The 25,468-nt window shown below is 54.8% G+C and carries 21 protein-coding genes, 1 other RNA gene and 2 pseudogenes; 16 read left to right on the forward strand and 8 right to left on the reverse strand.

Features of this window, described 5'->3' with window-relative positions; all coding sequences use genetic code 11:
- From smc to C9990_RS07855, 9 genes are all read left to right on the forward strand, one after another.
- A complete protein-coding gene (gene smc / locus C9990_RS07825; protein WP_106802954.1) occupies positions 1–3,489 on the forward strand; it encodes a chromosome segregation protein SMC in 3,489 nt (1,162 codons plus the stop codon).
- A gap of 313 nt (positions 3,490–3,802) precedes the next feature.
- Positions 3,803–4,666: a cell division protein ZipA gene (gene zipA, locus C9990_RS07830; protein ID WP_106802955.1), complete on the forward strand. Its 864-nt coding sequence runs from the start codon at positions 3,803–3,805 to the stop codon at positions 4,664–4,666.
- Positions 4,667–4,753: 87 nt separating this feature from the next.
- Positions 4,754–7,123 (forward strand): NAD-dependent DNA ligase LigA, encoded by a 2,370-nt coding sequence (gene ligA, locus C9990_RS07835; RefSeq protein ID WP_065909562.1) that lies wholly within the window; start codon positions 4,754–4,756, stop codon positions 7,121–7,123.
- Between the two features lie 151 nt (positions 7,124–7,274).
- Complete coding sequence (locus C9990_RS07840; RefSeq protein ID WP_065909563.1) at positions 7,275–8,438, forward strand: putative zinc-binding metallopeptidase; 1,164 nt, start codon at positions 7,275–7,277, stop codon at positions 8,436–8,438.
- A gap of 142 nt (positions 8,439–8,580) precedes the next feature.
- Positions 8,581–8,677: signal recognition particle sRNA small type (gene ffs, locus C9990_RS07845), an RNA gene on the forward strand.
- 143 nt (positions 8,678–8,820) lie between these two features.
- Positions 8,821–9,228 (forward strand): DUF6538 domain-containing protein, encoded by a 408-nt coding sequence (locus C9990_RS33045; protein ID WP_371920692.1) that lies wholly within the window; start codon positions 8,821–8,823, stop codon positions 9,226–9,228.
- A gap of 56 nt (positions 9,229–9,284) precedes the next feature.
- The gene (locus tag C9990_RS32690; RefSeq protein ID WP_256595065.1) at positions 9,285–9,638 is read left to right on the forward strand and encodes a hypothetical protein; all 354 of its coding nucleotides are present in this window, start codon (positions 9,285–9,287) and stop codon (positions 9,636–9,638) included.
- A 69-nt stretch (positions 9,639–9,707) separates the two neighbouring features.
- A complete protein-coding gene (locus C9990_RS32695) occupies positions 9,708–10,163 on the forward strand; it encodes a hypothetical protein (RefSeq protein WP_256595066.1) in 456 nt (151 codons plus the stop codon).
- A 220-nt stretch (positions 10,164–10,383) separates the two neighbouring features.
- Positions 10,384–11,148, forward strand: a complete 765-nt coding sequence (locus C9990_RS07855; protein WP_157955052.1) for a hypothetical protein — start codon at positions 10,384–10,386, stop codon at positions 11,146–11,148.
- Positions 11,149–11,295: 147 nt separating this feature from the next.
- Here the strand turns inward: C9990_RS07855 and C9990_RS07860 are convergent.
- A pseudogene (locus tag C9990_RS07860) lies at positions 11,296–11,433 on the reverse strand (Bro-N domain-containing protein); the annotation flags it as partial.
- 13 nt (positions 11,434–11,446) lie between these two features.
- Positions 11,447–11,971 (reverse strand): ribonuclease H, encoded by a 525-nt coding sequence (locus tag C9990_RS07865; protein WP_371920693.1) that lies wholly within the window; start codon positions 11,969–11,971, stop codon positions 11,447–11,449.
- A 243-nt stretch (positions 11,972–12,214) separates the two neighbouring features.
- Here C9990_RS07865 and C9990_RS07870 point away from each other — a divergent pair, with 243 nt between their 5' ends.
- Complete coding sequence (locus tag C9990_RS07870; RefSeq protein WP_106802958.1) at positions 12,215–12,988, forward strand: DUF5677 domain-containing protein; 774 nt, start codon at positions 12,215–12,217, stop codon at positions 12,986–12,988.
- Positions 12,989–13,072: 84 nt separating this feature from the next.
- Here the strand turns inward: C9990_RS07870 and C9990_RS07875 are convergent, their stop codons facing one another.
- From C9990_RS07875 to C9990_RS33050, 4 genes are all read right to left on the reverse strand, one after another.
- Positions 13,073–13,885: a competence protein CoiA family protein gene (locus tag C9990_RS07875; protein ID WP_106802959.1), complete on the reverse strand. Its 813-nt coding sequence runs from the start codon at positions 13,883–13,885 to the stop codon at positions 13,073–13,075.
- A gap of 494 nt (positions 13,886–14,379) precedes the next feature.
- Positions 14,380–15,114 carry an IS21-like element helper ATPase IstB gene (gene istB / locus C9990_RS07880; RefSeq protein ID WP_106802960.1) on the reverse strand — a complete coding sequence of 245 codons (735 nt, stop codon included), beginning with the start codon at positions 15,112–15,114 and terminating at the stop codon, positions 14,380–14,382.
- Positions 15,108–16,667: an IS21 family transposase gene (istA, locus tag C9990_RS07885; protein ID WP_106802961.1), complete on the reverse strand. Its 1,560-nt coding sequence runs from the start codon at positions 16,665–16,667 to the stop codon at positions 15,108–15,110. Before istA ends, istB begins: the two co-directional genes overlap by 7 nt.
- A gap of 224 nt (positions 16,668–16,891) precedes the next feature.
- Positions 16,892–17,074: a helix-turn-helix domain-containing protein gene (locus tag C9990_RS33050; RefSeq protein WP_106802962.1), complete on the reverse strand. Its 183-nt coding sequence runs from the start codon at positions 17,072–17,074 to the stop codon at positions 16,892–16,894.
- 99 nt (positions 17,075–17,173) lie between these two features.
- On the opposite strand from C9990_RS33050, the gene C9990_RS07895 reads away from it, so the two are divergent.
- On the forward strand, positions 17,174–18,187 hold the full coding sequence (locus tag C9990_RS07895) for a hypothetical protein (RefSeq protein ID WP_106802963.1): 1,014 nt from the start codon (positions 17,174–17,176) through the stop codon (positions 18,185–18,187).
- 171 nt (positions 18,188–18,358) lie between these two features.
- Here C9990_RS07895 and C9990_RS07900 read toward each other — a convergent pair.
- Positions 18,359–18,451: pseudogene (locus C9990_RS07900) on the reverse strand (integrase); the annotation flags it as partial.
- A gap of 17 nt (positions 18,452–18,468) precedes the next feature.
- Entirely contained in the window at positions 18,469–20,403 is a 1,935-nt protein-coding gene (locus C9990_RS07905; protein ID WP_106802964.1) for a hypothetical protein, read from the reverse strand.
- A gap of 677 nt (positions 20,404–21,080) precedes the next feature.
- On the opposite strand from C9990_RS07905, the gene C9990_RS32535 reads away from it, so the two are divergent.
- The 5 genes from C9990_RS32535 (at position 21,081) to C9990_RS07915 (ending at position 25,331) form a co-directional block, all read left to right on the forward strand.
- Positions 21,081–21,773, forward strand: coding sequence for a reverse transcriptase domain-containing protein (locus C9990_RS32535; protein ID WP_218277271.1), 693 nt, complete (start codon positions 21,081–21,083; stop codon positions 21,771–21,773).
- Between the two features lie 18 nt (positions 21,774–21,791).
- Positions 21,792–22,565 (forward strand): hypothetical protein, encoded by a 774-nt coding sequence (locus C9990_RS32540; protein ID WP_218277272.1) that lies wholly within the window; start codon positions 21,792–21,794, stop codon positions 22,563–22,565.
- Positions 22,566–22,846: 281 nt separating this feature from the next.
- Positions 22,847–23,383, forward strand: coding sequence for a hypothetical protein (locus C9990_RS32240; protein WP_157955054.1), 537 nt, complete (start codon positions 22,847–22,849; stop codon positions 23,381–23,383).
- Positions 23,384–23,624: 241 nt separating this feature from the next.
- Positions 23,625–24,308, forward strand: a complete 684-nt coding sequence (locus C9990_RS32245; protein ID WP_157955055.1) for a hypothetical protein — start codon at positions 23,625–23,627, stop codon at positions 24,306–24,308.
- Positions 24,309–24,710: 402 nt separating this feature from the next.
- The gene (locus tag C9990_RS07915) at positions 24,711–25,331 is read left to right on the forward strand and encodes a tyrosine-type recombinase/integrase (protein WP_106802965.1); all 621 of its coding nucleotides are present in this window, start codon (positions 24,711–24,713) and stop codon (positions 25,329–25,331) included.
- Positions 25,332–25,468: the final 137 nt, after the last annotated feature.

The raw sequence follows: 25,468 nt of genomic DNA on the forward strand, positions 1-25,468 counted from the left end.
GTGCGGCTCAAGTGCATCAAACTGGCGGGGTTCAAATCCTTCGTCGACCCGACCACGGTGAACTTCCCCAGTAACATGGCGGCGGTGGTCGGGCCCAATGGCTGCGGCAAGTCGAACATCATCGACGCCGTACGCTGGGTGATGGGCGAGAGCTCGGCCAAGAACCTGCGTGGCGAGTCGATGACCGACGTCATCTTCAACGGCTCCACCAGCCGCAAGCCGGTGAGCCAGGCCAGCATCGAACTGGTGTTCGATAACTCCGATGGCACCCTGATCGGCGAGTACGCGGCCTACGCGGAAATCTCGATCCGCCGCAAAGTGACGCGCGACAGCCAGAACAGCTACTTCCTCAACGGCACCAAGTGCCGTCGCCGCGACATTACCGACATCTTCCTCGGCACCGGCCTGGGCCCGCGCAGCTACTCGATCATCGAGCAGGGCATGATCTCCAAGCTGATCGAAGCCAAGCCCGAAGACCTGCGCAACTTTATCGAAGAGGCGGCCGGCATCTCCAAGTACAAGGAGCGCCGCCGCGAGACCGAAAACCGCATTCGCCGCACCCACGAGAACCTCGCCCGCCTGACCGACCTGCGCGAAGAGCTGGAGCGCCAGTTGGAGCGCCTGCACCGCCAGGCCCAGGCGGCCGAGAAGTATCAGGAATACAAGGGCGAGGAGCGTCAGCTCAAGGCGCAACTCTCGGCCCTGCGCTGGCAGGCGCTGAATGATCAGGTCGGCCAGCGCGAAGCGATCATCGGCACCCAGGAAATTAGCTTCGAAGCGCTGGTGGCCGAGCAGCGCAATGCCGATGCGAGCATCGAGCGCCTGCGCGATGGCCACCATGACCTGTCCGAACGCTTCAATCTGGTGCAGGGGCGCTTCTACTCGGTGGGGGGCGACATTGCACGCGTCGAGCAGAGCATCCAGCACGGGCAGCAGCGTCTGCGCCAATTGCAGGACGATCTGAAGGAAGCCGAACGCGCGCGCCTGGAAACCGAATCGCACCTGGGTCATGACCGCACGTTGCTGCTGACCCTCGGCGAAGAGCTGGACATGCTCACCCCCGAGCAGGAAATCACCAACGCCGCCGCCGAAGAAGCTGCCGCCGCGCTGGAAGACTCCGAAACCACCATGCACGGCTGGCAGGAGCAGTGGGACACGTTCAACCTGCAATCCGCCGAGCCGCGCCGCCAGGCAGAGGTGCAGCAGTCGCGTATCCAGCAGTTGGAAACCAGCATGGAGCGCCTGGCCGAGCGCCAGCGTCGCCTGCAGGAAGAGCGCGTGCTGCTCGCCGCTGATCCGGAAGACGCGGCGATCATGGAGCTCAGCGAACAACTCGCCGAAAGCGAGATGACCCTCGAGGAGCTGGAAGCCAGCGAAGAACAACAAGTGGAGCGCCTGGAGCAATTGCGTCAGCAACTGCAACAGGCGACCCAGGCCCAGCAGCAGGCCCAGGGCGATTTGCAGCGGCTCAACGGCCGGCTCGCCTCGCTCGAAGCCTTGCAGCAGGCCGCGCTGGACCCAGGCACCGGCACCGCCGAGTGGCTGCGCGACCAGCATCTGGCCGAGCGCCCGCGCCTGGCCGAAGGCTTGAAGGTCGAAGCCGGTTGGGAGCTGGCGGTGGAAACCGTGCTCGGTGCCGACCTGCAGGCGGTGCTGGTGGATGATTTTGGCGGTTTCGACCTGGCCGGGTTTGCCCAGGGGGATCTGCGCCTGCTCAGCCCCGCCGCCGATGGCACACGGGTGCCAGGCAGTTTGCTGGATAAGGTCGAGGCGGCGATTGATCTGTCGCCGTGGCTGGGGCAGGTCAAGCCGGTTGAATCCCTTGAGCAGGCCTTGGCGCAGCGCGGTCAACTGGCGGTCGGCGAAAGCCTGATCAGCCGCGACGGCTATTGGGTTGGCCGGCATTTTCTGCGTGTGCGCCGCGCCAGTGAAGCGGAAAGCGGCGTATTGGCCCGTGGCCAGGAAATCGTCAACCTGATCGCCGAGCGTGAAGAGCGCGAGGCCACCCTGGAAAGCCTCGAGACCGAACTGCAAACCCTGCGCGCCACCCAGCGCCAGCAAGAGACCGGCCGCGAACACCTGCGCCGGCTGCTGCAGGACGAAGCGCGCCAGCAGGGCGAATTGAAAGCCCAGCTGTCGGCGAGCAAGGCCAAGGTCGAACAACTGACCCTGCGCCGCACCCGCCTTGACGAAGAAGTCGCCGAGATGGGCGAGCAGCGCGCCCTCGAACACGAACAGATCGGCGAAGCGCGCCTGCAACTGCAGGAAGCCCTCGACAGCATGGCGCTGGACACCGAACAGCGCGAACTGCTGCTGGCCCAGCGCGACAGCCTGCGCGAGCGCCTTGACCGCGTCCGCCAGGAAGCCCGGCAGCACAAGGATCACGCGCATCAATTGGCGGTGCGCCTCGGCTCCCTGCGCGCCCAGCACGCGTCGACGGCCCAGGCCCTTGAGCGCCTGGAGATGCAGTCCGAACGCCTCACCGAAAAGCGCGAGCAACTGAGCCTCAACCTCGAAGAGGGCGAAGCGCCGCTGGAAGAGTTGCGGCTCAAGCTGGAAGAGTTGCTCGACAAGCGCATGACCGTCGACGAAGAGCTCAAGACCGCGCAGATCGCCCTCGAAGACGCCGACCGCGAACTGCGCGACGCCGAAAAGCGCCGGACCCAGGCCGAGCAGCAATCCCAGCTGATTCGCGGCCAACTCGAACAACAGCGCATGGAATGGCAAGCCCTGACCGTGCGCCGCAAGACCCTGCAAGACCAATTGCTCGAAGACGGCTATGACCTGCACGGCGTGCTCAACACCCTGACCGCCCAGGCCAACGAAAAAGAAGCCGAAGAGGAACTTGAACGCATTGCCGCGCGTATCCAGCGACTCGGCGCGATCAACCTAGCGGCCATCGACGAGTACCAGCAACAGTCCGAGCGCAAACGTTATCTGGATGCCCAGGATGCCGACTTGGTCGAAGCCCTGGACACTCTGGAAAACGTGATCCGCAAGATCGACAAGGAAACCCGTAATCGCTTCAAAGATACCTTTGATCAGATTAATGGCGGTTTACAGGCGTTATTCCCGAAAGTTTTCGGTGGTGGCAGCGCTTACTTGGAACTGACGGGCGAAGATCTACTCGATACAGGGGTAACGATCATGGCGCGGCCACCGGGCAAGAAGAACAGCACCATCCATTTGTTGTCCGGCGGCGAGAAAGCCCTGACCGCATTGGCCCTGGTATTTGCCATCTTCAAGTTGAATCCGGCGCCGTTCTGCATGCTCGATGAAGTTGACGCCCCGCTGGATGACGCTAACGTTGGACGTTACGCACGACTGGTCAAGGAAATGTCCCAGACGGTGCAGTTCATCTATATCACCCACAACAAGATCGCCATGGAAATGGCCGATCAGTTGATGGGCGTGACGATGCACGAACCCGGTTGTTCGCGATTGGTCGCGGTGGATGTGGAAGAGGCGATGGCGATGGTGGACGCCTAGCGGCGAGTTGCTAGTTGTCAGCGGCTGGCGGCAAGTACTTGAGGCTTGAGGCTTGAGGCTTATAGCGTGCAGCTTGTAGCTCACAGTTGGCGGCGGGTGTAAGAGGTCGATCAGCGTGTCGAAAGATGGCAAATCGACACATTTCGCGCCAACTGTGTAAAGTTATCTTTGGTCGTGCTAGTTTAATGTCAATTTTTCGTATGCGTGGGCAAAACGTCAGTCAGAACATAGAGTTGGCGCCACGTTTTAAAGCGGTTTGCACGGTGCTAAACCCCTTATTTTTCAGCATTTTTTATTAGAGGCACGGGATTACATGGAAATCGGTCTGCGCGAGTGGCTGATCGTCATCGGCATTATTGTCATTGCCGGTATTCTTTTTGATGGCTGGCGCCGCATGCGCGGTGGCAAGGGCAAGCTCAAATTCCGTCTGGATCGCAACCTGTCCAACTTGCCCGACGACGACGGCGGCGCCGAGCTGCTGGGGCCGCCCCGTGTGCTGGATACCCATAAAGAACCGCAACTGGACGAGCATGACTTGCCGTCGATGAGCGCGCCGGTGCGTGAAGCCCGCGAGCCGTCCTCCAAGCGTGGCAAGCGCGCCAACCCTGCCGTGGCCGAGCCACATCAGGGCGACCTCAACCTGGATGTGGACGAAGGCCCGAGCTTCAGCAGCCGCGACGACGACTTCCCGGACGAAAACGTCGGCAAGAATGCCGCGCGCCAATCGGTCAACGATCAGCCGGCCGCCGAAGAGGTGCTGGTGATCAGTGTTATCTGCCGCGACGCCGCTGGCTTCAAGGGGCCTGCGCTGCTGCAGAACATCCTCGAAAGCGGCCTGCGTTTCGGCGAGATGGACATCTTCCACCGTCACGAAAGCATGGCCGGCAACGGCGAAGTGCTGTTCTCCATGGCCAATGCGGTCAAGCCGGGCACCTTCGACCTGGATGATATCGACCTGTTCAGCACGCCGGCCGTGAGCTTCTTTCTCGGCCTGCCGGGTCCGCGTCACCCCAAACAGGCGTTCGATGTGATGGTGGCCGCCGCCCGCAAGCTGTCCCAGGAACTCAACGGCGAGCTCAAGGACGACCAGCGCAGCGTCCTGACCGCCCAGACCATCGAACACTACCGTCAGCGCATCGTCGAGTTCGAGCGTCGTGCACTGACACAGAAACGCTGAGGATTGGTCCTCAGCGTTGTCAGTAGAATAAGCGCACTAACATATTGAGCAGCTTCGGCTGCTCTTTTGCTTTCTGAGAGAACACCCATGACCGCCGCCCCTACCCGCATCCTCGAACTGCGCGCTGAACTGGATCAGCACAACTACCGCTACCACGTCCTCGACGAGCCGAGCATTCCGGACGCCGAATACGACCGGCTGTTCCACGAGCTCAAGGCCCTGGAGGCCGAGCACCCGGAGCTAGTCACGCGTGATTCGCCGACGCAGCGGGTCGGCAGCGCGGCACTCTCGGCCTTTACCCAGGTGCGCCACGAAATTCCGATGCTCAGCCTGGGCAACGCCTTCGATGAAACCACCATGCTCGAATTCGATCGGCGGGTCACCGAAGGGCTCGACCTGCCGGTGGGCGATCTGTTTGGGGGCGGCGCGGCGGTGGAGTACAGCTGCGAGCCGAAGCTGGACGGGCTGGCGGTCAGCCTGCTGTACCAGGATGGCGAGTTGGTGCGCGGCGCCACGCGCGGCGACGGTACGACCGGCGAGGACATCAGCGTCAACGTGCGCACCGTGCGCAATATCCCGCTGAAACTGCACGGCAGCGGCTGGCCGGCGACGCTCGAAGTGCGCGGTGAAGTGTTCATGTCCAAGGCCGGTTTCGAACGGCTCAATGCTTCGCAGCTGGAAGTCGGCGGCAAGACTTTCGCCAACCCGCGCAACGCCGCGGCCGGCAGCCTGCGCCAGCTGGACTCGAAGATCACCGCCAGTCGCCCGCTGGAATTCTGCTGCTATGGCATTGGCCAGGTGACGGCGGATATCAGCGACACCCATATCGGCAACCTCAAGCAGTTGCAGAAATGGGGCATGCCCATCAGCCATGAGTTGAAACTGGCCAAGGGTATCCAGGAATGCCTGGCGTACTACCACGACATTGGTGAGCGGCGTAACAGCCTGGCGTACGAAATCGACGGTGTGGTGTTCAAGGTCAACAGCATTGCTGCCCAGCGTGAACTGGGCTTTCGCGCGCGTGAGCCGCGTTGGGCGATCGCGCATAAATTCCCGGCCATGGAAGAGCTGACCGAGTTGCTCGATGTGGAATTCCAGGTCGGCCGCACCGGCGCCGTGACCCCGGTGGCGCGCTTGAAGCCGGTCAAGGTTGCGGGCGTCACTGTATCCAACGCCACCCTGCACAACATGGATGAGGTTGCGCGCCTGGGCCTGATGATCGGTGACACGGTGATCATCCGCCGCGCCGGTGACGTGATTCCGCAGGTGGTCTCGGTGGTGCCCGAGCGCCGCCCGGAAAACGCCCGTGCGGTGCAGATCCCCGAGAGTTGCCCGGTGTGTGGCTCGCATGTGGAGCGCACGCAGCTGGTCAAGCGCAGCAAAGGCAAGGAAACCGTCAGCGAAGGCGCGGTATACCGCTGCGTTGGGCGCTTGGCCTGTGGGGCGCAGCTCAAGCAGGCGATTATCCATTTTGTCTCGCGCCGCGCCATGGACATCGACGGTCTGGGCGACAAGACCATCGAGCAACTGGTGGATGAAAAACTCATCGGTTCGCCGGCTGATCTCTACAAGCTCAAATACGAGCAGATCATCGACCTGGAAGGCTTTGCCGATATCTCCAGCAAGAAGCTGATCACTGCTATCGAAAACAGCAAGTCGCCGACCCTGGCGCGCTTTATTTACGCGCTGGGCATTCCCGACGTGGGCGAGGAGACCGCCAAGGTGCTGGCACGCTCGCTGGCGTCCCTTGAGCGGGTGCAGAAGGCCTTGCCGGAAGTGCTGACGTACTTGCCGGACGTCGGCCTGGAAGTGGCGCACGAGATCCACAGCTTCTTCGAGGACAGCCACAACCAGGACGTGATCGGCGCGCTGCTGTCGCCGGATGAATGCGGCCTGCAACTGCAGGATCAGGGCGAGCTGAGCGCCGAGTTCGCCGCCAGCACCACGCTGGGTGGTCTGCTCGACAAGCTGCATGTGCCGAGTGTGGGCCCGGGCGCCGCGCAGAAACTCGCGGACAAGTTCGGCAGCCTCGAAGGCGTGATCAAGGCCGACTGGCTCGACATGCGCCAGGCGCTGCCCGAGAAGCAGGCCAAGGCGGTGCGCGAGTTCTTCGACAACGAAGACAACGCCAAACGCGCCCTGGCCATCGAGCAGCAGCTCAAGGACTTCGGCATGCACTGGCAGAGCGAGAAAAAGGTGGTCGAAGGCTTGCCTGAAGCCGGGCACACCTGGGTGCTCACCGGCTCCCTGGAGCTGATGAGCCGTGACGTGGCCAAGGACAAGCTCGAAAGCCTGGGCGCCAAGGTCGCCGGTTCCGTGTCGGCGAAAACCCACTGCGTGGTGGCAGGGCCGGGCGCCGGATCGAAACTGGCCAAGGCCAGCGAGCTGGGCCTGAAGGTCCTGGACGAAGAGGCCTTTGTAGCCTTCCTGGCCAAGCACAACATCACTGTCGACTGACACCCCTCCACTGCAGGAGGCCGGCTTGCCGGCGATAGCGCCTTCACGTGCGCCATCGCCGGCAGCCGGGCTCCCACAGGATATGGTTATATTTTCGGAACGTTCTTCGGCGCGAATTGATCTAGTCTTCGTCACCCAGGGAGAGACCGCCATGTTCCGCTACTTCGAGCAACTCAGTTCGCGCATCGCCGCGCCGTTCATGCCGGGCTCATCGCGCGATAGCAAGGTGTGGCAATGCCGTTGCGGGCAATCGCTGTTCTTTCGCAACAGCCAGTGCCTGGCCTGCCAGGCCGTGCTCGGCTACCAGCCGCAGCAAAGCCGCTTGTCCTCCCTGCAACCCGGCCCCGTCGCCGGCACGTGGCTGCAGGATGACAACCTTGACGCCGGCGCCTTCCGCCGCTGCGCCAACCTCGACACGCCGGCTGCCTGCAACTGGCTGATCCCTGCTCACAGCACCGCGCCACTGTGCGTGGCGTGCAGCCTCAACCGCACCATCCCGGACCTTTCTGTCGCGGAAAATCCCGAGCGCTGGCGCAAGGTCGAGACCGCCAAGCGCCGCCTGGTGGCGCAATTGATCAGCCTCGGCCTGCGCGTGGTGCCCAAGAGTGAGGATGAGGACAACGGCCTGGCCTTCGACTTCGTCGGCATCGACCTGGAAGGCAATGCGCCGATGACCGGCCATGCCAACGGCCTGATCACCCTCGACATCAAGGAGGCCGACGACGCCCATCGCGAGAAAATCCGCGTGCAGATGCGTGAGCCGTATCGCACGCTGCTCGGCCATTTTCGCCACGAGGTCGGCCATTATTATTGGGATCGCCTGATTGCCAATAGCCACTGGCTGGAGCCTTTTCGCCACCTGTTCGGCGACGAACGCGCCAGTTACGCGGATGCCCTCGACCAGCACTACCAGAACGGCCCGCGCCCCGACTGGCAGCAAACCTGCGTCAGTGCCTACGCCACCATGCATCCCTGGGAAGACTGGGCCGAAACCTGGGCTCACTACCTGCACATGATGGACGCCGTCGACACCGCCCTGGGCTTCGGCATGAGCGCCCGCGAGATGGACCTGGATTATCAGCCATTCCCGCTCTCCACCCTGTACGACCCCGAGCATCCCGGCGGTGTTGCGTTCCTGTCGTTCGTCAACGCCTGGATCGAACTGGCCGGCATGCTCAACGAACTGTCGCGCAGCATGGGGCAGCCGGATTTCTATCCCTTCGTGTTACCCCCCGCGGTAATCGCCAAGCTGCACTTCATTCACCTGGTCATCCAGGAAGAGGGCGGCCGCGCTGACGACGCGGTGATCCTGTAGGCGCCGGTAAGCCAGCTCCTACGGGTGGACACAAGTGCTTGAACCGTCGAATATTTTTAATCCGGCACCAACGGTTGTAACTTCCGATGAGATCGGTACAATGGCGCGGCTTGCCGAGAGGCAAGCGTCGTTATGGTGACCCCATCGGTCCCCCCGCAACGATTACCCGTGAACCTGGTCAGAGCCGGAAGGCAGCAGCCACAGCGGGAACATTGTGTGCCGGGGTGTGGCTGGTGGGGTTGCCTCCAATTATCCAAGCGATTGATTTTTAACGGTTTTTCACCCTTTGCCACGCGGTGGTACAAGAAGTGATACATCCGTGTCGACCATCCCGTCCTACCTTTTGCTGTCCCGCCACTCGGTCTACTACTTCCGAATCGTGGTGCCGGATGTCATTCGCCCGTTGTTCCCCCAAAAAGAAATTCGTCGCTCCCTGCAAACTCGTTGTAAGCGGGAGGCGATAATTCGTGGGCGTGACATTCTGGCCCAGGTTCAAGGTCTGTTCACGCAAGCGTTCCAGGGGAGTAGACCCTCTGTTGAGCTTCTGCGCGGTGCCTGGGAGGCTGGTGGTAAGCGCCTTGCGTGTTGGGCGTCGTGGCTGCGTCAGCAGCAGTTGCTTGGGGGTTATATACCCTCGCCCGAAATCTTGCGAGAGACGCCCCCAGTCGCCGTACAATCCCCTACAGCCCCGCCCTCGGTGATAGCAAAAGGGTCTGTACATCAATCGCATGGCTTTCTTGCGGTGGTCGACGAACAGCTTACCTACCAGCGCAGGGAGGAGTGGCGGTGAAGTTGTTGGATGACAAACGTGCCGTCGCCGTGCTGCTAACCTAAATCATTGGCGACATGCCCATCGATCAGATAACCCGGAAGGACGCCCACCTGTTCCGGGAAACTGCGTTGAAGTTGCCCCCGCGCTTGCACCAGTTGCCCGATCAACCCCTTGAACAGTCGATTGCGGAGGCGACTACAACCATCAGCGTGACGACCTTCAACAATTACGTGAAGAACCTGACGACCTTCTTTTCGTACGCGGTCAGGGAGAGCTATTGCAGTCGCAATCCGTTCGATGGTTTGCGTGTGCGTATACGGCGTAAGGTCAGTGAAGAGCGCAGTGCTTTCAGTGGTGATGACCTTGAAGCATTGTTTAACCCTGCAACGTATCCGCCAGCCTATGGCCCTAAGCTAAATCAATACTAGCTCCCCCTCCTGGGGCTTTACACGGGGGCTAAGCTCAACGAACTATGCCAGCTTTACGCTGATGACGTGGTGATCATCGACGGTATCGCCTGCATACACATACGGGCTACGAGACCAGACCAGAAGCTCAAGACGGCGCCATTCGAACGACTTGTGCCGATCCACTCCAAGCTTTTGACATTCGGCTTTCTAGGGTACGTGACCAAGGTGAAAGAAGCGGGCAACGAGCGCGTATTCCCGGGGTTAACTTGCCATAAGAAGCATGGGTACAGTGCTGCGCCGTCGAAGTGGTTTACTCGGGTACGCGAGCAGTTGGCCTTCCGCGATAAAGCAGCAAAGAAGGACTTTCACAGTTTTCGTCACACGTTAACTGACCATCTTAAACAGAAAGGCGTTTCTGAGTCGTTAGTTGGTGGAAGCTTGGGCTACCAGTCAGTCGGAATTAAATTTGGTCGTTACGGGAAGGACTTTAGACCGGACGTATTGGCGTCTGTAATTGAGTTGGTGGCCCTTGAGTCGTTCTAAAACATTTTTTTGTGCTTGCAACTCAAATGTACTAGTGTGTTTTTTAAATGCCCTTGCTGTTATCGACGAGCTTCCAGAGTAACGGCAACGGACGCGCTTTCGTTGGCAATGACTGAAGTAGTTGTCTATGATGGGTTTAAATTGTGTTATGCCTTTAGAAGATTTTGTGCCAGATGTATTTTCGGTTTTGACGTTGATTTTGGAATAAGGAGGAAGTGTCATGTTAATTAGCTTGATGTGCTCAAAGTGTATGGAAGAATCCATCGAAAATTCCGGAGTAGTACCAGAAGGCGGGCTTGAAATAAGAACAAGAGCTGTGCCGGTGCAAACTGTTGGGCTGTATCGAGGCATTTGTCCAAACGGTCATAATGTTTTGATGATGGCTGATTTTCAGCAGTTCGAACTTTTGTTTGAAAGCGCAATGGAAGCATTTGCTGATAGTTATTATCGCGAGTCCGTTAGCTCTTTTGCTGCAGCGTTAGAACGATTTTACGAGTTTTCGATTTATACATTGCTGATTTCAAATGGAGTGGAGATCGACAATATAAAGAAAATGTGGTCTTCGGTTTCCCGCCAGTCTGAACGACAGTTGGGACTGTATGTTGGCTTGTTTACATCGGTTTTTGGTGAGTGTCCAAAGCTTTTGTCTGAAAAGGATGCAGCTTTCAGAAATGGCGTTATTCATAAAGGGCATTTCCCGTCGCCTACAGATTGTTTTGATTTTGGAAGGGTGGTTTATGAACTTCTCAATTATAACATTCGAGTCCTTCGAGAACGTTTTGCGGATTCAATGTTTCGTGCCGGCGAAGTTAATCGTCATGAGGCCTCCAAGCAGCTCAAGGAAGGTGAAATCCCAATTGTCTTCAAAATGGCAACTACCGTATCGTTAATGACGCTTGATGAACCACTGCCTATGCATGAAGCCATGAATGCGGTGTCAAAGCGTTTGGCGCTTCAAAGAGGTCAGAGCCAGAGCCTCAAATAACCGCTGGTAGGGCGTGGGCATTCTCTATTTGGAGTGCCAACTTTTTCTGGCAATGTGTTCCATCTTGGCTTGCTCGATGCGGATGGGGTCGAGGGCGGACTCTTTTTTGGACAGCTCGCTGGTCGCTACCTTTTCTTCGCCCAGGACTTATGCACCGTCCTTGCGGATAGATGGGAGGACAATCCGTACTATCCAATCCTGGAAGGTTTTCGCCTCCGGCTTGTTACTCCGCATTACCAGCTTGTAGGGGCCGGATTCGATGATTAACTTCACCGTGCTAGTGCCTCGACTACTAGCTTTACGCTGCCTCGACCGCCACGGTCAGTTCATGAACGCACTCGCCGTTGGCTCCACGACAGGCCAGCGCGTCAGCTTCCTCGTTGCCCCGGTTGCCGGTGTGCCCCTCGACCCATACGAAAGTCACTTCCCGTTGCCCTATGAAATGGTCGATCTGTTCCCATAGGTCGCGGTGCGCAACAGACTTCTTGCCACTGTTCTTCCAGCCCTTGGCCTTCCAGTTGGGCAGCCATTTGTTTGCCCCTTTGACCACAAGCTGGGAGTCGCTGTAGAGGGTGATAGGCATTGGCTTGTTACAGCGCTTCAGTGCCTCCAGGGCTGCCAGCAGTTCGGCTCTATTGTTGGTCTGGGGCTGGTCATGGGGGACCGGAGCGGCAAGCTTCGGTGTCTTTCCTTCGGGGTGGTGATGTAGGCGCCCCAGCCGGCTTTGGCGTTGGGTTTTCCGTTGTTCGGGCAGGCGCCGTCGACGTAAGCAATGTACGTAGTCATGGATTGATGTCCTTTGATAATAGGGTTTAAGAGCGATCGGAGAGGTCGTTTGCTAAACGTGAGGGTTTATTGCATTGAGCGCCAAAGCGCACCGGACCAATTCCCGACATAGGTATGGTCTAGATAGAATCGAATACCCTCGCGGGCACCCTGCGATTGCAAATTGGTGTTATCAAGTAGCAATGTAGCTCTGGAGCACGCGCCCCTCCCACTGTTTCAAGCGCACGACGGCTATGCAGTGAGGGGCTTTTCCTATCAGCGATCCACACGGGGACATGGCATGACTTTGATTGAAGATGAAGGCTTTTTGAGCGAGGAGGCGCGCACCTCTATCCCGAGTATCCGCAGTAAGAATGACGCGCTATTCAAATTGGCCAGCGATGTGAATATCTCGTTCATGGCCCTTATTGCTTCTGCTACCGAGTCAGCGAAAGTCAACCTTCAGTCACCTCAGTCCGTCGCTGTTCGACTTGCCTTTCGCGCCATAAATTCGCTTCAAAGCGTAGTGCTTTTAGCTGAGCGCGGAATCGTGGCCGACTCTCGCACACTTGCCAGAGGCGTACTTGAAGATGCTTTTGCTTTAGGGGCATTGGTAGATGACCCAGTGAAGTTCATGGCCGATTATGAGCTCGACCATCAAAGGGCTACCCAGCGCCAGTTGACCTTTGTCGCGTCCCAGCAACTTTCCGACCCGAAGGTTCGTGAGAGAATTGAACAGAAGCTAAATCGGGCAGTGCAAGGCAAGCCTCTGCTCGGGGCATCTAAAAACGTCAAAGACCGTCCGCTTGAGAAGCTATATCTGTACTATCTGGTTCTGTCTAATGACTCTGCCCATCCATCGGCGACCTCGCTAGAGCATCATGTCTTCAGGGCTGAGGATGGTACCGGGTGGCTTTACAAATGGTGCATCGCCGACGCCGACGTCAACGCATCAACCTTGCATATTGCGCTTAGCGGCATTATTGCTGTAGCGATAGCCCTTCGGGAATATCTGGAGCTTGTCGATTTTAGTGAGGTAATTGATGGGCTCTGGGAGCGTCTGGAAGATCTTTGACCGTGCGAACGAAACGAATATTGCTGGCCGATTCTAAGGCGCGCCGCAGCGGGGGCAGGGGGAAGTGTTGGAGACCCTTACTATTTAAAGGCGCACAGATTTTTCATCCGAAATAAGGTCGTCGATAAGTGTTTGCTTCGATAGGAGCTTCAGGCACATAAACGTATCGGACCATGCTCCATATGGAGCCAGCAGGGCGACTAAGTCATTACCAATGTCCAAATAAGTAGGTTTAGACGTTTCATACCAAACATTCCGGGGCTTGATCCAGAGGTACAAGTGGTGCCCTTGGTAGGCTGAGGGGAAATGATCGCCGATTTCCCGCCCAGAATAGATTCGCTGCATGTTGCTTCGCTCGTCCCGTTCGGATCGCCGGAAAAACATGAGCGAGTTGAATCCGTCTTCCTGTACGTTGCTATGGCGCCATTGTGGGTGAGGGGGGACGAATGCTAGATCCGTAACCCAGGACTCCGTGGGGTCGGGTAGTGGGTTGAAAATTGTGATGTTTTTCCTGAATGGTCCGGCGTCAACAATCCATACCATATTGCGATAAAAGGTTTCACGGCTTCGCATCTCCTCTGCCGTCATTGCCGAATGCTGAAGCTCAATGACTAGCCCGTTGGGGAGTTTCACGTCAGCTATATGCTTCTCGCCGAGGCTGTCGTATTGCACCACCTCATGGTTGTCCTTATGGAAAAAGGTCTTCCAGGAACGGTGCCACTCACCCTCGTTTTCCCACCAAGGGTCACAAACACGTCGCCCTTTGTGTGCCCAGTGCCAAATGTTCTTCTCCCCACACTTAGCGGTCATAGCTGCCCCGCATGCTTGGCATTCCCCTTGCCCACCTGGAAACGGGGGGGAACGTATGCCATCTACCAAAGCTATTCCCATGCTCATGTTTTTGTTCCCCTCACTCTCCGAAAATCTGGCAGCGGGAGTTTGGTACACAACTCGGACTTTGGCTAATCGACGACCAGCCCATGGGTAGGCTAACCTCCAGTTAAACCTTTTGTTCGGTTAGTCGTGCCCTGACTTCTTGCACGCTCCCTAGCAAGTTGTTTTCGCCGTGATGGGGTAGTAGTCCGAGTTTTTCCCCGAATGCCTTCGATTCTTCATTTGCCGATTCGATCCCAATGTTGCTGCACCCATCGCCCTCTGCGCACTCCACTAGGAAAGTTATGAAGCGCTGTAGGGACTTGTGATTCTGACACTGTATTCCGAAGATGCTGACCCACTCGCGCTGGTGATTCTGACCCAGCCACTCCAGCGGTTGTGACCCACTACGCTGGCCATGCCGACCCACCAACCAAGCGCTAAACTGTCTGCTCCCAGTAGCGACAGGTCGCCGCAATTAAATGACGAAGGGGCCATCGCCCCTTCGTTATCGATGATTACGCCTTAGCAGCTTGCTTACGCAGGGACTCGCCCTTGAGCCCAATACGGTGTGATCGGTGGACGATGCGATCTAGGATGGCCTCGGCCAGCGTGGCGTCGTTGAACATGCTGTGCCAGTGCTCAGTAGGGCATTGGCTGGTGATGATCAGCGAGCCTGTCTGCATCCGCTGATCGACAATATCCAGCAAGGTATATCCCACTGTGGGCTCCACCGGTGTCAACCCGAAGTCATCGAGGATAAGCAGGTGAGCTCTGCTCAAGGCTGTTCGGTACTTGGGTAGAGAGCCATCACCAATGGCGATTTGCAGCTCTTCATAGAGTTTCGAGGCGCTTTTATAGATCACAGAGTAGCCCTGTCGGCAGGCCTGGCCGCCAAATGCGCAGGCGAGCCAACTCTTACCTGTGCCGGTGGGTCCGGTCAGCAGCAGGTTCTGTTTCTGAGCGATCCAGGAGCATCCCGCCAGACCGGCGATCACTTGCTTATCCAGGCCGCGACTGCTGCGGTAATCCAGATCCTCCAGGTGCGCGGCATAACGCAGTTTCGCCTGTTTCAGTAGCCGAGACAGTTTGCGGTTCTCGCGCTCGCTGAGTTCACGATCCACCATCAGGCCTAGGCGATCATCAAAGGGAAGTTCCTGCATGCGCGGCTGCTCAAGCTGATCGCGGTAGGCCTTGGCCATGCCGGACAGTTGCAGTTGCTGGAGCTTGCTTTGGGTCTGTTGATTCAGCATGTCGAGCGATCCTTTTCATCGGCGAAGTAATGGGCACCACGCAGATTTTCGTGAGCGAGTGTCGAGCTGGGCAGAGCTTTCAGACCTGGACGCTTGTCGGGCTGCTCGCGCAAGATGGATTGCAGGCTTTTCAGGGCGAAGGTATTGATGGTCAGCGCATAGGCACAGGCCTCCTCCAGCCGGGCATCGCCATGTAAACGAGCATCCTTTCGCAAAGCGCTGGCAGCCTTGTATCCGTTGGCCACATCGGTGCGTTCGGTCAGGTGATACTGCAGATGACGCAGCAGCGCAGGCCCGACCCTTTCGCCCCAGGCGAGCAATGCGGCGGGCTCACTCTCAGCGTAATACTGGTGGTTGGGCGGCCTGTGCTCCGGCTGCATGCTGATTCCAGAGACATACTGCCGGGGATGACTGCTGACACGCAGATGGTTGTGGAATATCTCCACGACCTCGCCCGTAGCGCGCACATCCACTTGCTGCTGCACCAATCGGCTCGGTACGGAATAGTGGTGGTTGTCGTACTCCACCAGATAATCACTGCGCACCCGCACCTTGAAGCGCCAATCGGCATGCTCATAGGCGTGGATCGGCAGTGGCTGGAGAGCAGGCTGTTCCACCTCGACGAACAGGCTGTGCCGACTGCAACCAGGCTGTCGCTTGAATGGGCGCTGATTGAATGCCGGTAGCAATTCCAAGATGGCCTGATTGAGTTCTGCCAAGCTGAAGAAGCGACGGTGACGCAGGGCTGCCAGCAGCCAGCGCTGAACCAGTTTCACCCCGGCCTCCACCTTGCCCTTGTCTTTAGGCTTACGCGGGCGAGCCGGCAAAATGATGGTCTGGTAATGCTGGGCCAGTTGCTGGTAGATCAGGTTGAGCTGAACCTCATCCCTGCCATGCTTGATCACGGCCGCTTTGAGATTGTCGGGAACAAGCAGGCGGGGTACGCCTACGAAGAAATTGAAGGCCTGCACATGGCAGTGCATCCAGTCTTCAATCCGTTGACTCCAGACGGCACAGGCGAAGGTGTAGCTGGAGTAGCCCAGCACCCCGACAAAGATTTGCGCCATCCGAGGTTCTGATTGACCGTCCAGATAGACTGGCATGGTCTTGCCGGAGAAATCCAAAAAGAGCTTGTCGCCAGGCTGATGCAGCTGACGCATTGCCAATGGCTGCTGCTGTAGGAAGCGGCGATAGCTGGACGTGAACTGCGAATAGGCTATGCCGCCTGGCTCGGTGGCCCGCCATTCACGCCATAGTAGTTCCAAGGTGACGCTGGGGTTGCGCATCTCCGCATGCACCCAGTTCCAGTCGGGGCAAGCTTTCAAGCGAAAGCCACTGAATGGCTTGATCCCCAAATGATCATAAAGCTGTTCATCACTCCACCCGGCAAGCTGGCCTAAGTCGAGATCAATGCGTTCCAAGTGGCGTTGTAAGCGCTTGAGGCTGTTGCGCGAAAGCCCAGTGCTATGAGCAATTTCGCGCGTTGATAAACGTGTGCCATAGTGCAAGCGCACGGCTTCGCGCAGGAGGCGCGGTTCAATCCGGACTCTCATCCATACTCCTTCGTACCCCGTGAGTGGGGCGCTGAACGGCAGGCAGTACCTGCCCCTCGGCCTTGACAGCCGATAGAAGGACGCTGAGAATTCACAAGCGTTGAAGATGCTTATGTCATCTAGAAAAAGGCTCGGAGTTGCTGCTCCGGGCCTTTTTTGCGTCCACAGTTTTGTTTGCCTGTACGATCTAATCGATAACCTGACTCCCTATAGCTCTGTGAGACTCAACTGCTGTGGTGGCTCGATACGCCAGCCTGGGCTGCAAGCCACCGCTCTACCTCCGGCTTGAGAAATAATCGGCGGCGACCGACACGGAACGATGGAGGCATCGGCAAGCCCATGCTCAGCCGGTTGCGCGCTGTATGCTCAGAAATTCTGAGAATCTGGCTCACCTCCATGAGTGTCATCGTTTCCACCGTTATCCCCTTGCCTGAGCTGCAATATCCCGATGCCGCATGCTAGGCACTAGGCAGATGTTTAACTACTAGCCAGATTGGACACTTGATTTGCCTCTTCACCTAGACGATGAATTTCTCAGCTCGCTCGCTTACGAGGAGGTAGCGGTTGCCCTCTGGGCGATTCGGCTGCACGCTGCTGATGAAGCAGTGACGCCTACTATCGCGCTGCGCCTGATCAGGCAGTATTTGCAGCCGCTGATCCCCCCCGAGCATTGCCATTTGCTTTATAAGCAGCGGGTGGCGAGTTGGGACGGCATTTGGGGGATCTACGCGTCACTGGGGTTTGCTGTTTGCGAGACCAGAGACCATCGCTTGCTTGAGGTGATGAAGGCTGTGCAGTTAATACATGCCAACACCACCCTTCCTCCAAGGGAATACACCTTCCCTACAGTCGTCGAGGTGACGTACTTCCTCAGCATGTGTGCCCAACTGCAAATCCCTGTCCAGGATCGGATATGCATGGAGGATGGTTACCGACTTGACCCGTTCAGCTTCTGTACGTTGTGCTGGCGGCAACCACTGCCAGGAAGAAAGCTCTGTGCACACCATGCACCTAATGCACCGCTTCAGGACGAAGTCGGAGCGCAGGCCGCTGCTGCACGCTACAAGTCAGGAGTTCGTCAGAAAGAACGGTTCGATAAGGAAGTAAATCGCATTCTGACCAAGGAGGTGACCGAGTTCCATGAAGGGCTCTTCACGCCCGCCGTGCTGTTCCCTGAACAGGATATAGCTATCTGGCTGACTGAGCGCCGCCCTCTACTGTGGCAATTGCTTGGTGAATGGCAGCAGGAACTCAACGATGGAAACGCGGTTAGCATGCTGCTGGATCTACTGCACTGCTCTGACGGACTCCCGCCCAAGGCCTATCAGATTTATCGACAAATCAACCGACACCTGCAGAGGCATCCACATCTGATTTGGCCAATGCTCATACGGGCTGAGGGGTGGTACCGATGTCGAGAAGAAGTGCGGGGGCAATGGGGCGGTAAGCGCTCTGGTGCAGGGCGTCCCTTGCAGCTAGCCGCAGAGCCTCCAGCTACTTCCCCAGATGCCGGTCCATAACTGGATGCAGGTCACGGTTGCGCGACCATGAACCCTGATGAAGTGCTGGTAGGCCTCTACATATGATCAGTCCTAGTGAGACTGTTCGCTTTTGGTCGAAATCTCTCGCTCGCGACGGGCAGAAACCGGCCATAAGCAGTCAGTAGGATATGTCCACGGCCCCATGGGTGATTCAGTGTGGCCGAGAAGGATCTGTACTGATCTGGTGTTTTCCCTTCTCCGATAGATCAATGAAGCATTGGTCCGACGCATCGTATGAACTCCAATGCTTTAGCAATTACTTAGACATTTAAGTGAAGAAGGTTTAGTGGCTTTGCTCTCAAGCTTTGAGCGCTCAAAATTGTCGCAATTCGCTCCTGATGCGTATCCGGAAAGTAGATTTTTCCAGACGATCTTGTGATCGCGGTGTATAGCAATGCGAGCTTTTTGGACAGCTCAGTTTTACTTCGAAGATTAGAAAAATAGTACAAGTCCTCAGAAACTGCCATTCTCGGAAACTCGTAGTTTTTCACCGTAAATACGTCGGCCAACAAGGGACGTAACGGTTTTCCGTCAGCGAGTTCAGCCAATTTTGCGCATTGGTAAAGCCCGGAAACACCAAATTTGGTACCCACAATTTCAAGCCATTGCTCTACCCTGAGAAAAGCGTCGTTCCACCTCATTTCCGCATGTAATTGTTCCCAGCTTCGAAAACGAGCAATCGCCCCGTGGCTCGGGCGCTTGTCATGCATATATAAATCAAGGCACCCCTCTAGGAATGGTTCGAACTGATTGGTCCAGTCAATGACCGCGGCACCATGGTTCAAATCGCGATTGCGAATTAACCAGTCGAAAATACCCCATTCATCGGCCACCAGAATTACTGATGGTTCAGGAGGGAATGAGTCCGCTCGGTATTCAGCCACCACCGTGTCTTTCGCTTTATCAGCTACAAACGGTAACGCGCTTGCGTCTGGGAACTCAGCTAAAAGTGGGTTGATGTAATCGACCAATGCTGGGCCTGCTCGTAACGAAACAGCCATTTCGCGATGGCGAATCCTCGCGTTGTGCGGCATGTATCGTCCTTGTAGATTTTGGAACTGGTCCCCCAAAGTAATTACAGTTTGAGGTGACCTGTCTAGGATGTCGACCATTGGCCCGCTCAAGTCATGGCCTTCGTCGACGATCACCGTATCAATAGATTCAGGTAGATGAAGTCTCGATAAAGCCAGTTGTTTCACGCGGTGGTAGCCACGGACCGGAAGGGGATCCGCCTCTTCCTCAAAACTTGTCATCTTGAACCAAAGCTTTCCGGCCGCTGCCGCTACTATTTCTTGTTCAGAAGTCGAGAGCCAGCGGACCTGGTCGGAAGGTATATGACTGATGCTAATCCGAGCATCGTTTGAAAAACTAAATTTGGCGATTACCGACCAGCAAAGAGCCGCCACACGGGCAGCATTCCGGTTACCGATGGAGCTGATCCCTGCCTTCTCTGCGAGCGCTGAATACGAGAGTGGCAATCTGGAAATCGTGTCCAACCTTGTCTCAAGAGCCCTATTCCCACCTGCCAGAAGTCTTGTAGCCATCCACCGAAATGTTACAGCCCAAACCTGATCCTCAGAGAATCGAGCCCGTATGGGTTTGAGCTTCGGCTCCACATCGGCGAGGAACAGGATTCTGCGTTCTGGCATAAGAGCCAATATCTCATCCAGCACAAAGGACTTCCCTGTGCCTGCGTGAGCTTGGGCATCGATGGAGTCCTCCAAGTTTGCCCGAATGTTCTGAACTAACCGAAGCTGGTGATCGCTAAGTTTTACGACTAAACCACTTCGGCGAACATGCTCATGTTTGATAGCACCTAATGAAGCCGTATGCTGCTTCGCATAATCGAAATTCCAGGTGCCCTCGGGACGAATGTACTGACGGCGAGCAACCGATTCTTTGTCCATCAGACCGATCTCGACCGCAGATGCTTGGAGAAGTCCCGCTTCAAAATCAACCTGGCTGTAAGCGCCGGCCAAAGCCGATCTCAGCTTATCAGAGTGATGAGTCAGCAGATTTGCAAACACCCGCTCCATCTCCAGAGGCGAGCGCACGGGCAGCTTGGGTAGCTGGAGCACGTATAGAATCGCCGCAACCTCATAGCGAGACAGACGAACCACATCTGGAACAGTCCCGATTGAAAGCGAAGCGCTGAGGTTTTCACTGAGAGGCAGGTACCAGCGAGGTTTCTTCATGAAGATCTATATCCCTTAAATTTAGCGCCGAACTTACCAGAGCTTTAGGCTACCCCAAGACGCGTGCGATATAGCAATAATCAACTCAAATAAATGCTTTCAGGGCCGGATGAACGCTCATGGTTCGCTCAAACAGCTCCGGGTCACCTGAGTGTTTCGATGCGATGCTCCAGAAGAGTCGCTGCAAAGTATTGCGGAAAATTCTACCGCCCTCGTATCACTGATATGGACGCATGGTTGAGCATGGGCAGCCCTAATTGGAGCCTCCCTTTCACCCCGATTACTGCCTTCCTTTTAGGGCAGCAATTGGCCAACAGCTGCCATCGCGAGGGTCATAGGTCGACCCAATGCAGCCGTTAAGCGTCCGTACTAGCCTTGCGTAGTGGCCGGTTGCTGAATGAGGTCACAAGTGTCGTTGACTTTTCGATGTTATCTAGTAACTGTAAAAATAAAAGTTTTGCAAGACGCAGGCCAATCGCTATCATACGCAGATTCCCCTATGGGGATAACGGTGTTGCCTTCTACCGACTAGCCATAGCCGGTCTTCAGCTGCGAGGACTCGCACTGACGGGGGGAAGGCGTCACAGCCTTCCCAACCATGTGATAACTTACTTTTACTTGGGTTGATACCGTGGAAAAGCCTGAGTCTAACTCAGGCTTTTTTGTTTGGAGGGAGTATGCGCTTAGAGAAACAACTGGAAAGCATAATTCGTGAGGAGGCTGAGAAATTAATTACTCGGTATCACGAATACCATAATAGAGTGCATCTTGAAGCTAAAAGGAATGCAAGACGTCTTGGAGATGCCGCACCTCCCAAAAAAATTTATACGCCGGACTATTGGGATGTTGATAAAAAATATAACCCGTTTTATGTGAAGAGCAAGTACAAAAGCATTGCTCGGTCAATTGCAAAAAAAATAGAAGATCGTACGTACACCCCAAATAGTCCGTATATAAAATCTGTCCCTAAGCCTGATGGCGGAATAAGAAAAGTAGCGATTTACCAAATCCCCGACGCGGCTATATCAAAGCTGTTCTTCAATAGGCTTCTGGCTAAAAATCGACATCGTTTTAGCTCATTTTCTTATGCCTATCGCAACGATAGGAACGTTCATTTTGCGATACAAGACATCTCCGTTGATCTTCGAAGGAACGAAAGGACTTTCTTAGCTGAATTTGATTTTTCAGATTTCTTTGGCTCTATCTCTCATTCTTTCCTTAAAGATCAGTTCCTGGAGAATGGTTTTTTTATAAGTCCGGAAGAAAAATTCATAGTTAATTCGTTTCTGAAAGAGAGGAAGGTTGGAGTTCCCCAAGGCACATCGATTAGCTTGTTTCTGGCAAATCTAACCTGCTGGAAGTTCGACTAAGATTTGGAGCGGGAAGGCGTGAAGTTTTCACGCTATGCCGACGATACAATTGTGTGGTCACCAGATTATTCTAAGATATGCAATGCATTTGGATTTATCAATAGTTTTTCCAAGCAAGCTGGTGTTAAAATTAATGCCGCCAAATCCGAAGGGATATCAATCTTAACAAAAGATGGTTTGCCATCTGAGATTGTTGCAAAAACAAGTCTAAATTTCTTAGGATACTCTCTTTCAGTTGATAAGGTTTCAATTAAAGATAAGTCGCTAAAGAAAATTCAAAAACAAATATCATATATTTTGTATCGTAATCTAATTCAACCTCTCAAGCAGCAAAATCTCGCAGGTCAACGCATACCGGCCAATAATAGAGATATCAATCTGTTGTCGGCCATGTTAGAAGTGCGCAGGTACATGTATGGGGGCCTCAGCAATAAACAAATTAAAGATTATTTGTCCGGTAGAGCCAAAAGGATATATTTTAAAGGGGTTATGAGTTTTTATCCCTTGGTTGACGACGTCATTCAGCTAACGATGCTTGATGGGTGGCTCCTCTCCGTAATTCATCGGGCTTTGAAGTTGCGATCAAAGCTGTTGATATGTCACGGCCACAACAGATCGAATCGTTTTCCGTTTAATGCATCTCGAATACAGCTGCTAAATACTTGTTCAAAAACTCATTTGCTTGAAATCCCTAGTTTTTTACTAATACACATGGCTTTGAAAAAAGGATTGATTGAGAGTGGCATTGAAAGGGTTATGAATCCCGATTCTTTAAACTATGACTATCGTTGATGGGCGTTCGACTAATTTTAATCATTTATAAAATTCCGATAGATCGAAAGATCTGCTTTTGGCCGTATTCTGCCAGTCACGAGAAGGTAGAAAAGGACTCAGAGCCGCCCTTCGCGGAAGACAGCCCACGGCCAAGAGCTGACTCTGGGAAAGCCCATAAAACTTCAACGCACGCATCGTGTGTGCAAGGGCTCCCGTCGTTCGCGCCGTAGAATATGTCGATTGCTGTAGTTGCACCCCGAGACTCTATTTAAGAACGCTAGAACCACTAAGGAAAAGATATGGGGTATAAAGAATTAAATACATTTGCGTTTCTTAATGCGTCCGCCAAAAGATACTTGCGCATCGCCGAAAAAGAAGACCCGGGTTTCGCTTTTGATTTGATAAGTGTCATGGTTATGAGCGCGTTTTCGGTAGAGGCATACTTGAATCATTTAGGCGAAAAAATAATTCCGGATTGGTTCCCTTCAAAAGAGAGCAAATCTGTTTGGGCTAAATACAGGATATTGCGTGACGCAGTAGGATTTCCTGTGCTTAGTCTCGAGCAAGCACATCCGGGAGTTGCTGCCGTTCTTAAGTTCAGAAATAATATGGCTCATGGGCGAACGGAAAGGCATGAACTGACCCTCGCCATAGACTCAGAGTCGCAGGATAACCCTGTTGGCTGGCAAACTCATTTAGATTTATCGATAGTCCGCGCCCGTTTTGAAGCGTGTCAGGAACTTATAAAAGAGTTGCATAGCGCTGCTGGGTTTGGAGAACATCCATTTTTTGCACTATCAAGCTCGGCAACATTTGAACCGATAAAAGAGTTGTGAAATAGCTAAGTCGCTACTTGGTTGTGGAAGCGGATGGTAGTACAGCCTAATTCGATTATAATGCGACACATCAATCCAGCGAGAGTTCGGGTAAATAGCAGCTAGTATATTTCTGGAAGTGCTTCTTTGGATGACGGGTATCACACTCTTTGCCGGCAGGTCGGAAATCGGTACAGATAAATAGATAGATAAAAATTGGAGCAGTCTTTTGAGACGGGATTGGGTAGTCTGGTGCGTTTGTTTGGGGTTATTTCTGTCAGGTTGCATTTTTGCAAACTTGTGGTCGCTTGGATCTTGGAATCTGAACCTGCTTTATAGTTGGTTGAATAACTCAGCCGGCCTGGCATCTTGGGCCCAAGCATTCGGAGCTGTAGCTGCAATACTTGGGGCTGCCCATCTAGGCACTCAACAGATTAGAAATAGTCAACAAGCTATTGAGAGAGAAAAGGCACTTAGGTCAGGAGCGTTATTGGCTGTTTATGCAAGCGCTTCAAAAAACTCTAGACATCTATCGGAACTTCTTGAGTCGTTTCCTGCGCTGAATATTTTGTCATTACGCTGGAAGACGCATATAAAAGGAATGTTTGAAAGCAATCTGCATATAATAGAAGATATTTCATATCAGGATTTAGTTAGGTATGAATTTGTAGTTTCCCATACCGTAATATATTCCTACATGAGGGCTATAAAAAATATAGTATGCGAGCTGGTAGAACTTTGTGAATCTGGTGAAGACCTAGCTTCACACAAACCAGTATCTGAGGAGGTAAAAATAAAATCAAGTATTGCTCATATGTATGGCCAGATTAGTGAGCATAATAAGCTGGTGCAAGAAGCGTGGCGTATATATAAAGACACTTATGAAGAATATGTGCGGGATTTAGGTGTTGACTCAGAGCTTGAGAAAATTGAGCGCTACCGATAGCGATGGCCTGCCATTTATATGATCCTCAGGTCGCTGGAACATAGTTTTGTGTTTACGCAAACCAATGATCGCGGTCAAAGTGGCCGGTGATGGGGGGTGTTGGAGTCAGTAAAAAAGCTGGAGGACGATCAGACCCTTCCGCGCCGAGCGCATGATAGCTCAGAATCAGGTTCTGAATCGCCTTGTTCACGTCCCCGATATCGTTCCAAGCCATCGGGTGATCACGCTTCTTGTCGTGTGCCGAGCTAAGTGAGTTTAGATTCTCCTACTAATAGGAACCAGGGTGCATTTCTCATGTAGCTGAGTCGCGATGATAGCTATTCGTAACTGACTGCTTCTGGCCGGTTAGCGACCGTTGCTCTGATTAGCCATTCTTGTCCTTCCCCTCGTGGAGGACTTCTCATGAACATCATTTCTACCTGCAGCCGTCAGCCCTGGAACAAAGGAAAATTAGTCGGGCAGAAAACCCCACTCCGAATGAGAGATATCTGGGCCATCCGAGTAAGGCTTCAAATTGCGGAAAGAACCCGAGACCTGGCTCTTTTCGATCTGGCCATCGACAGCAAGCTTCGAGCCTGCGACTTAACCAACCTCCGCGTGCGCGATGTTGCTCATGGCGAGCACGTATCATCACGAGTCATGGTGATGCAGCAGAAAACGCAGCGGCATGTGCAGTTTGAGATCACTGAGCAAACACGGTCTGCTCTCGCAGCCTGGATACATCGGGCCCAGCTACGCAACGAGGACTACCTTTTTCCTAGCCGGTTGCATACTTCGAACCATCTATCTACTCGTCAATACGCACGTATCGTCAAAAGCTGGGTGAAGGCCGTTGGCCTTGATCCAGCCATGTATGGCACCCACACAATGCGACGTACGAAGGCGTCACTGATCAATCGCAGGACGAAGAACCTGCGAGCAGTTCAGTTGCTGCTCGGCCATACGAAGCTGGAGAGCACTGTTCGATACCTGGGGATTGAGGTCGATGACGCCCTGGAGATGGCGGAACAGACTGAGGTTTGACCATGTATAGCGACGGTCGTAGTCAGACCGTCGCTAACCGGCCAAAAGCCGCCGATCGGGTCAGGCGACTTCCGACCCGCTTCCATCATTCAGAACTGGTTAATTGGCAAAAGTCAGACAATTGAGCGCGTCTATGA

The sequence above is a fragment of the Pseudomonas sp. S5D5 genome, assembly GCF_003013355.1.
In the GTDB taxonomy this organism is placed as follows: domain Bacteria; phylum Pseudomonadota; class Gammaproteobacteria; order Pseudomonadales; family Pseudomonadaceae; genus Aquipseudomonas; species Aquipseudomonas aylmerensis.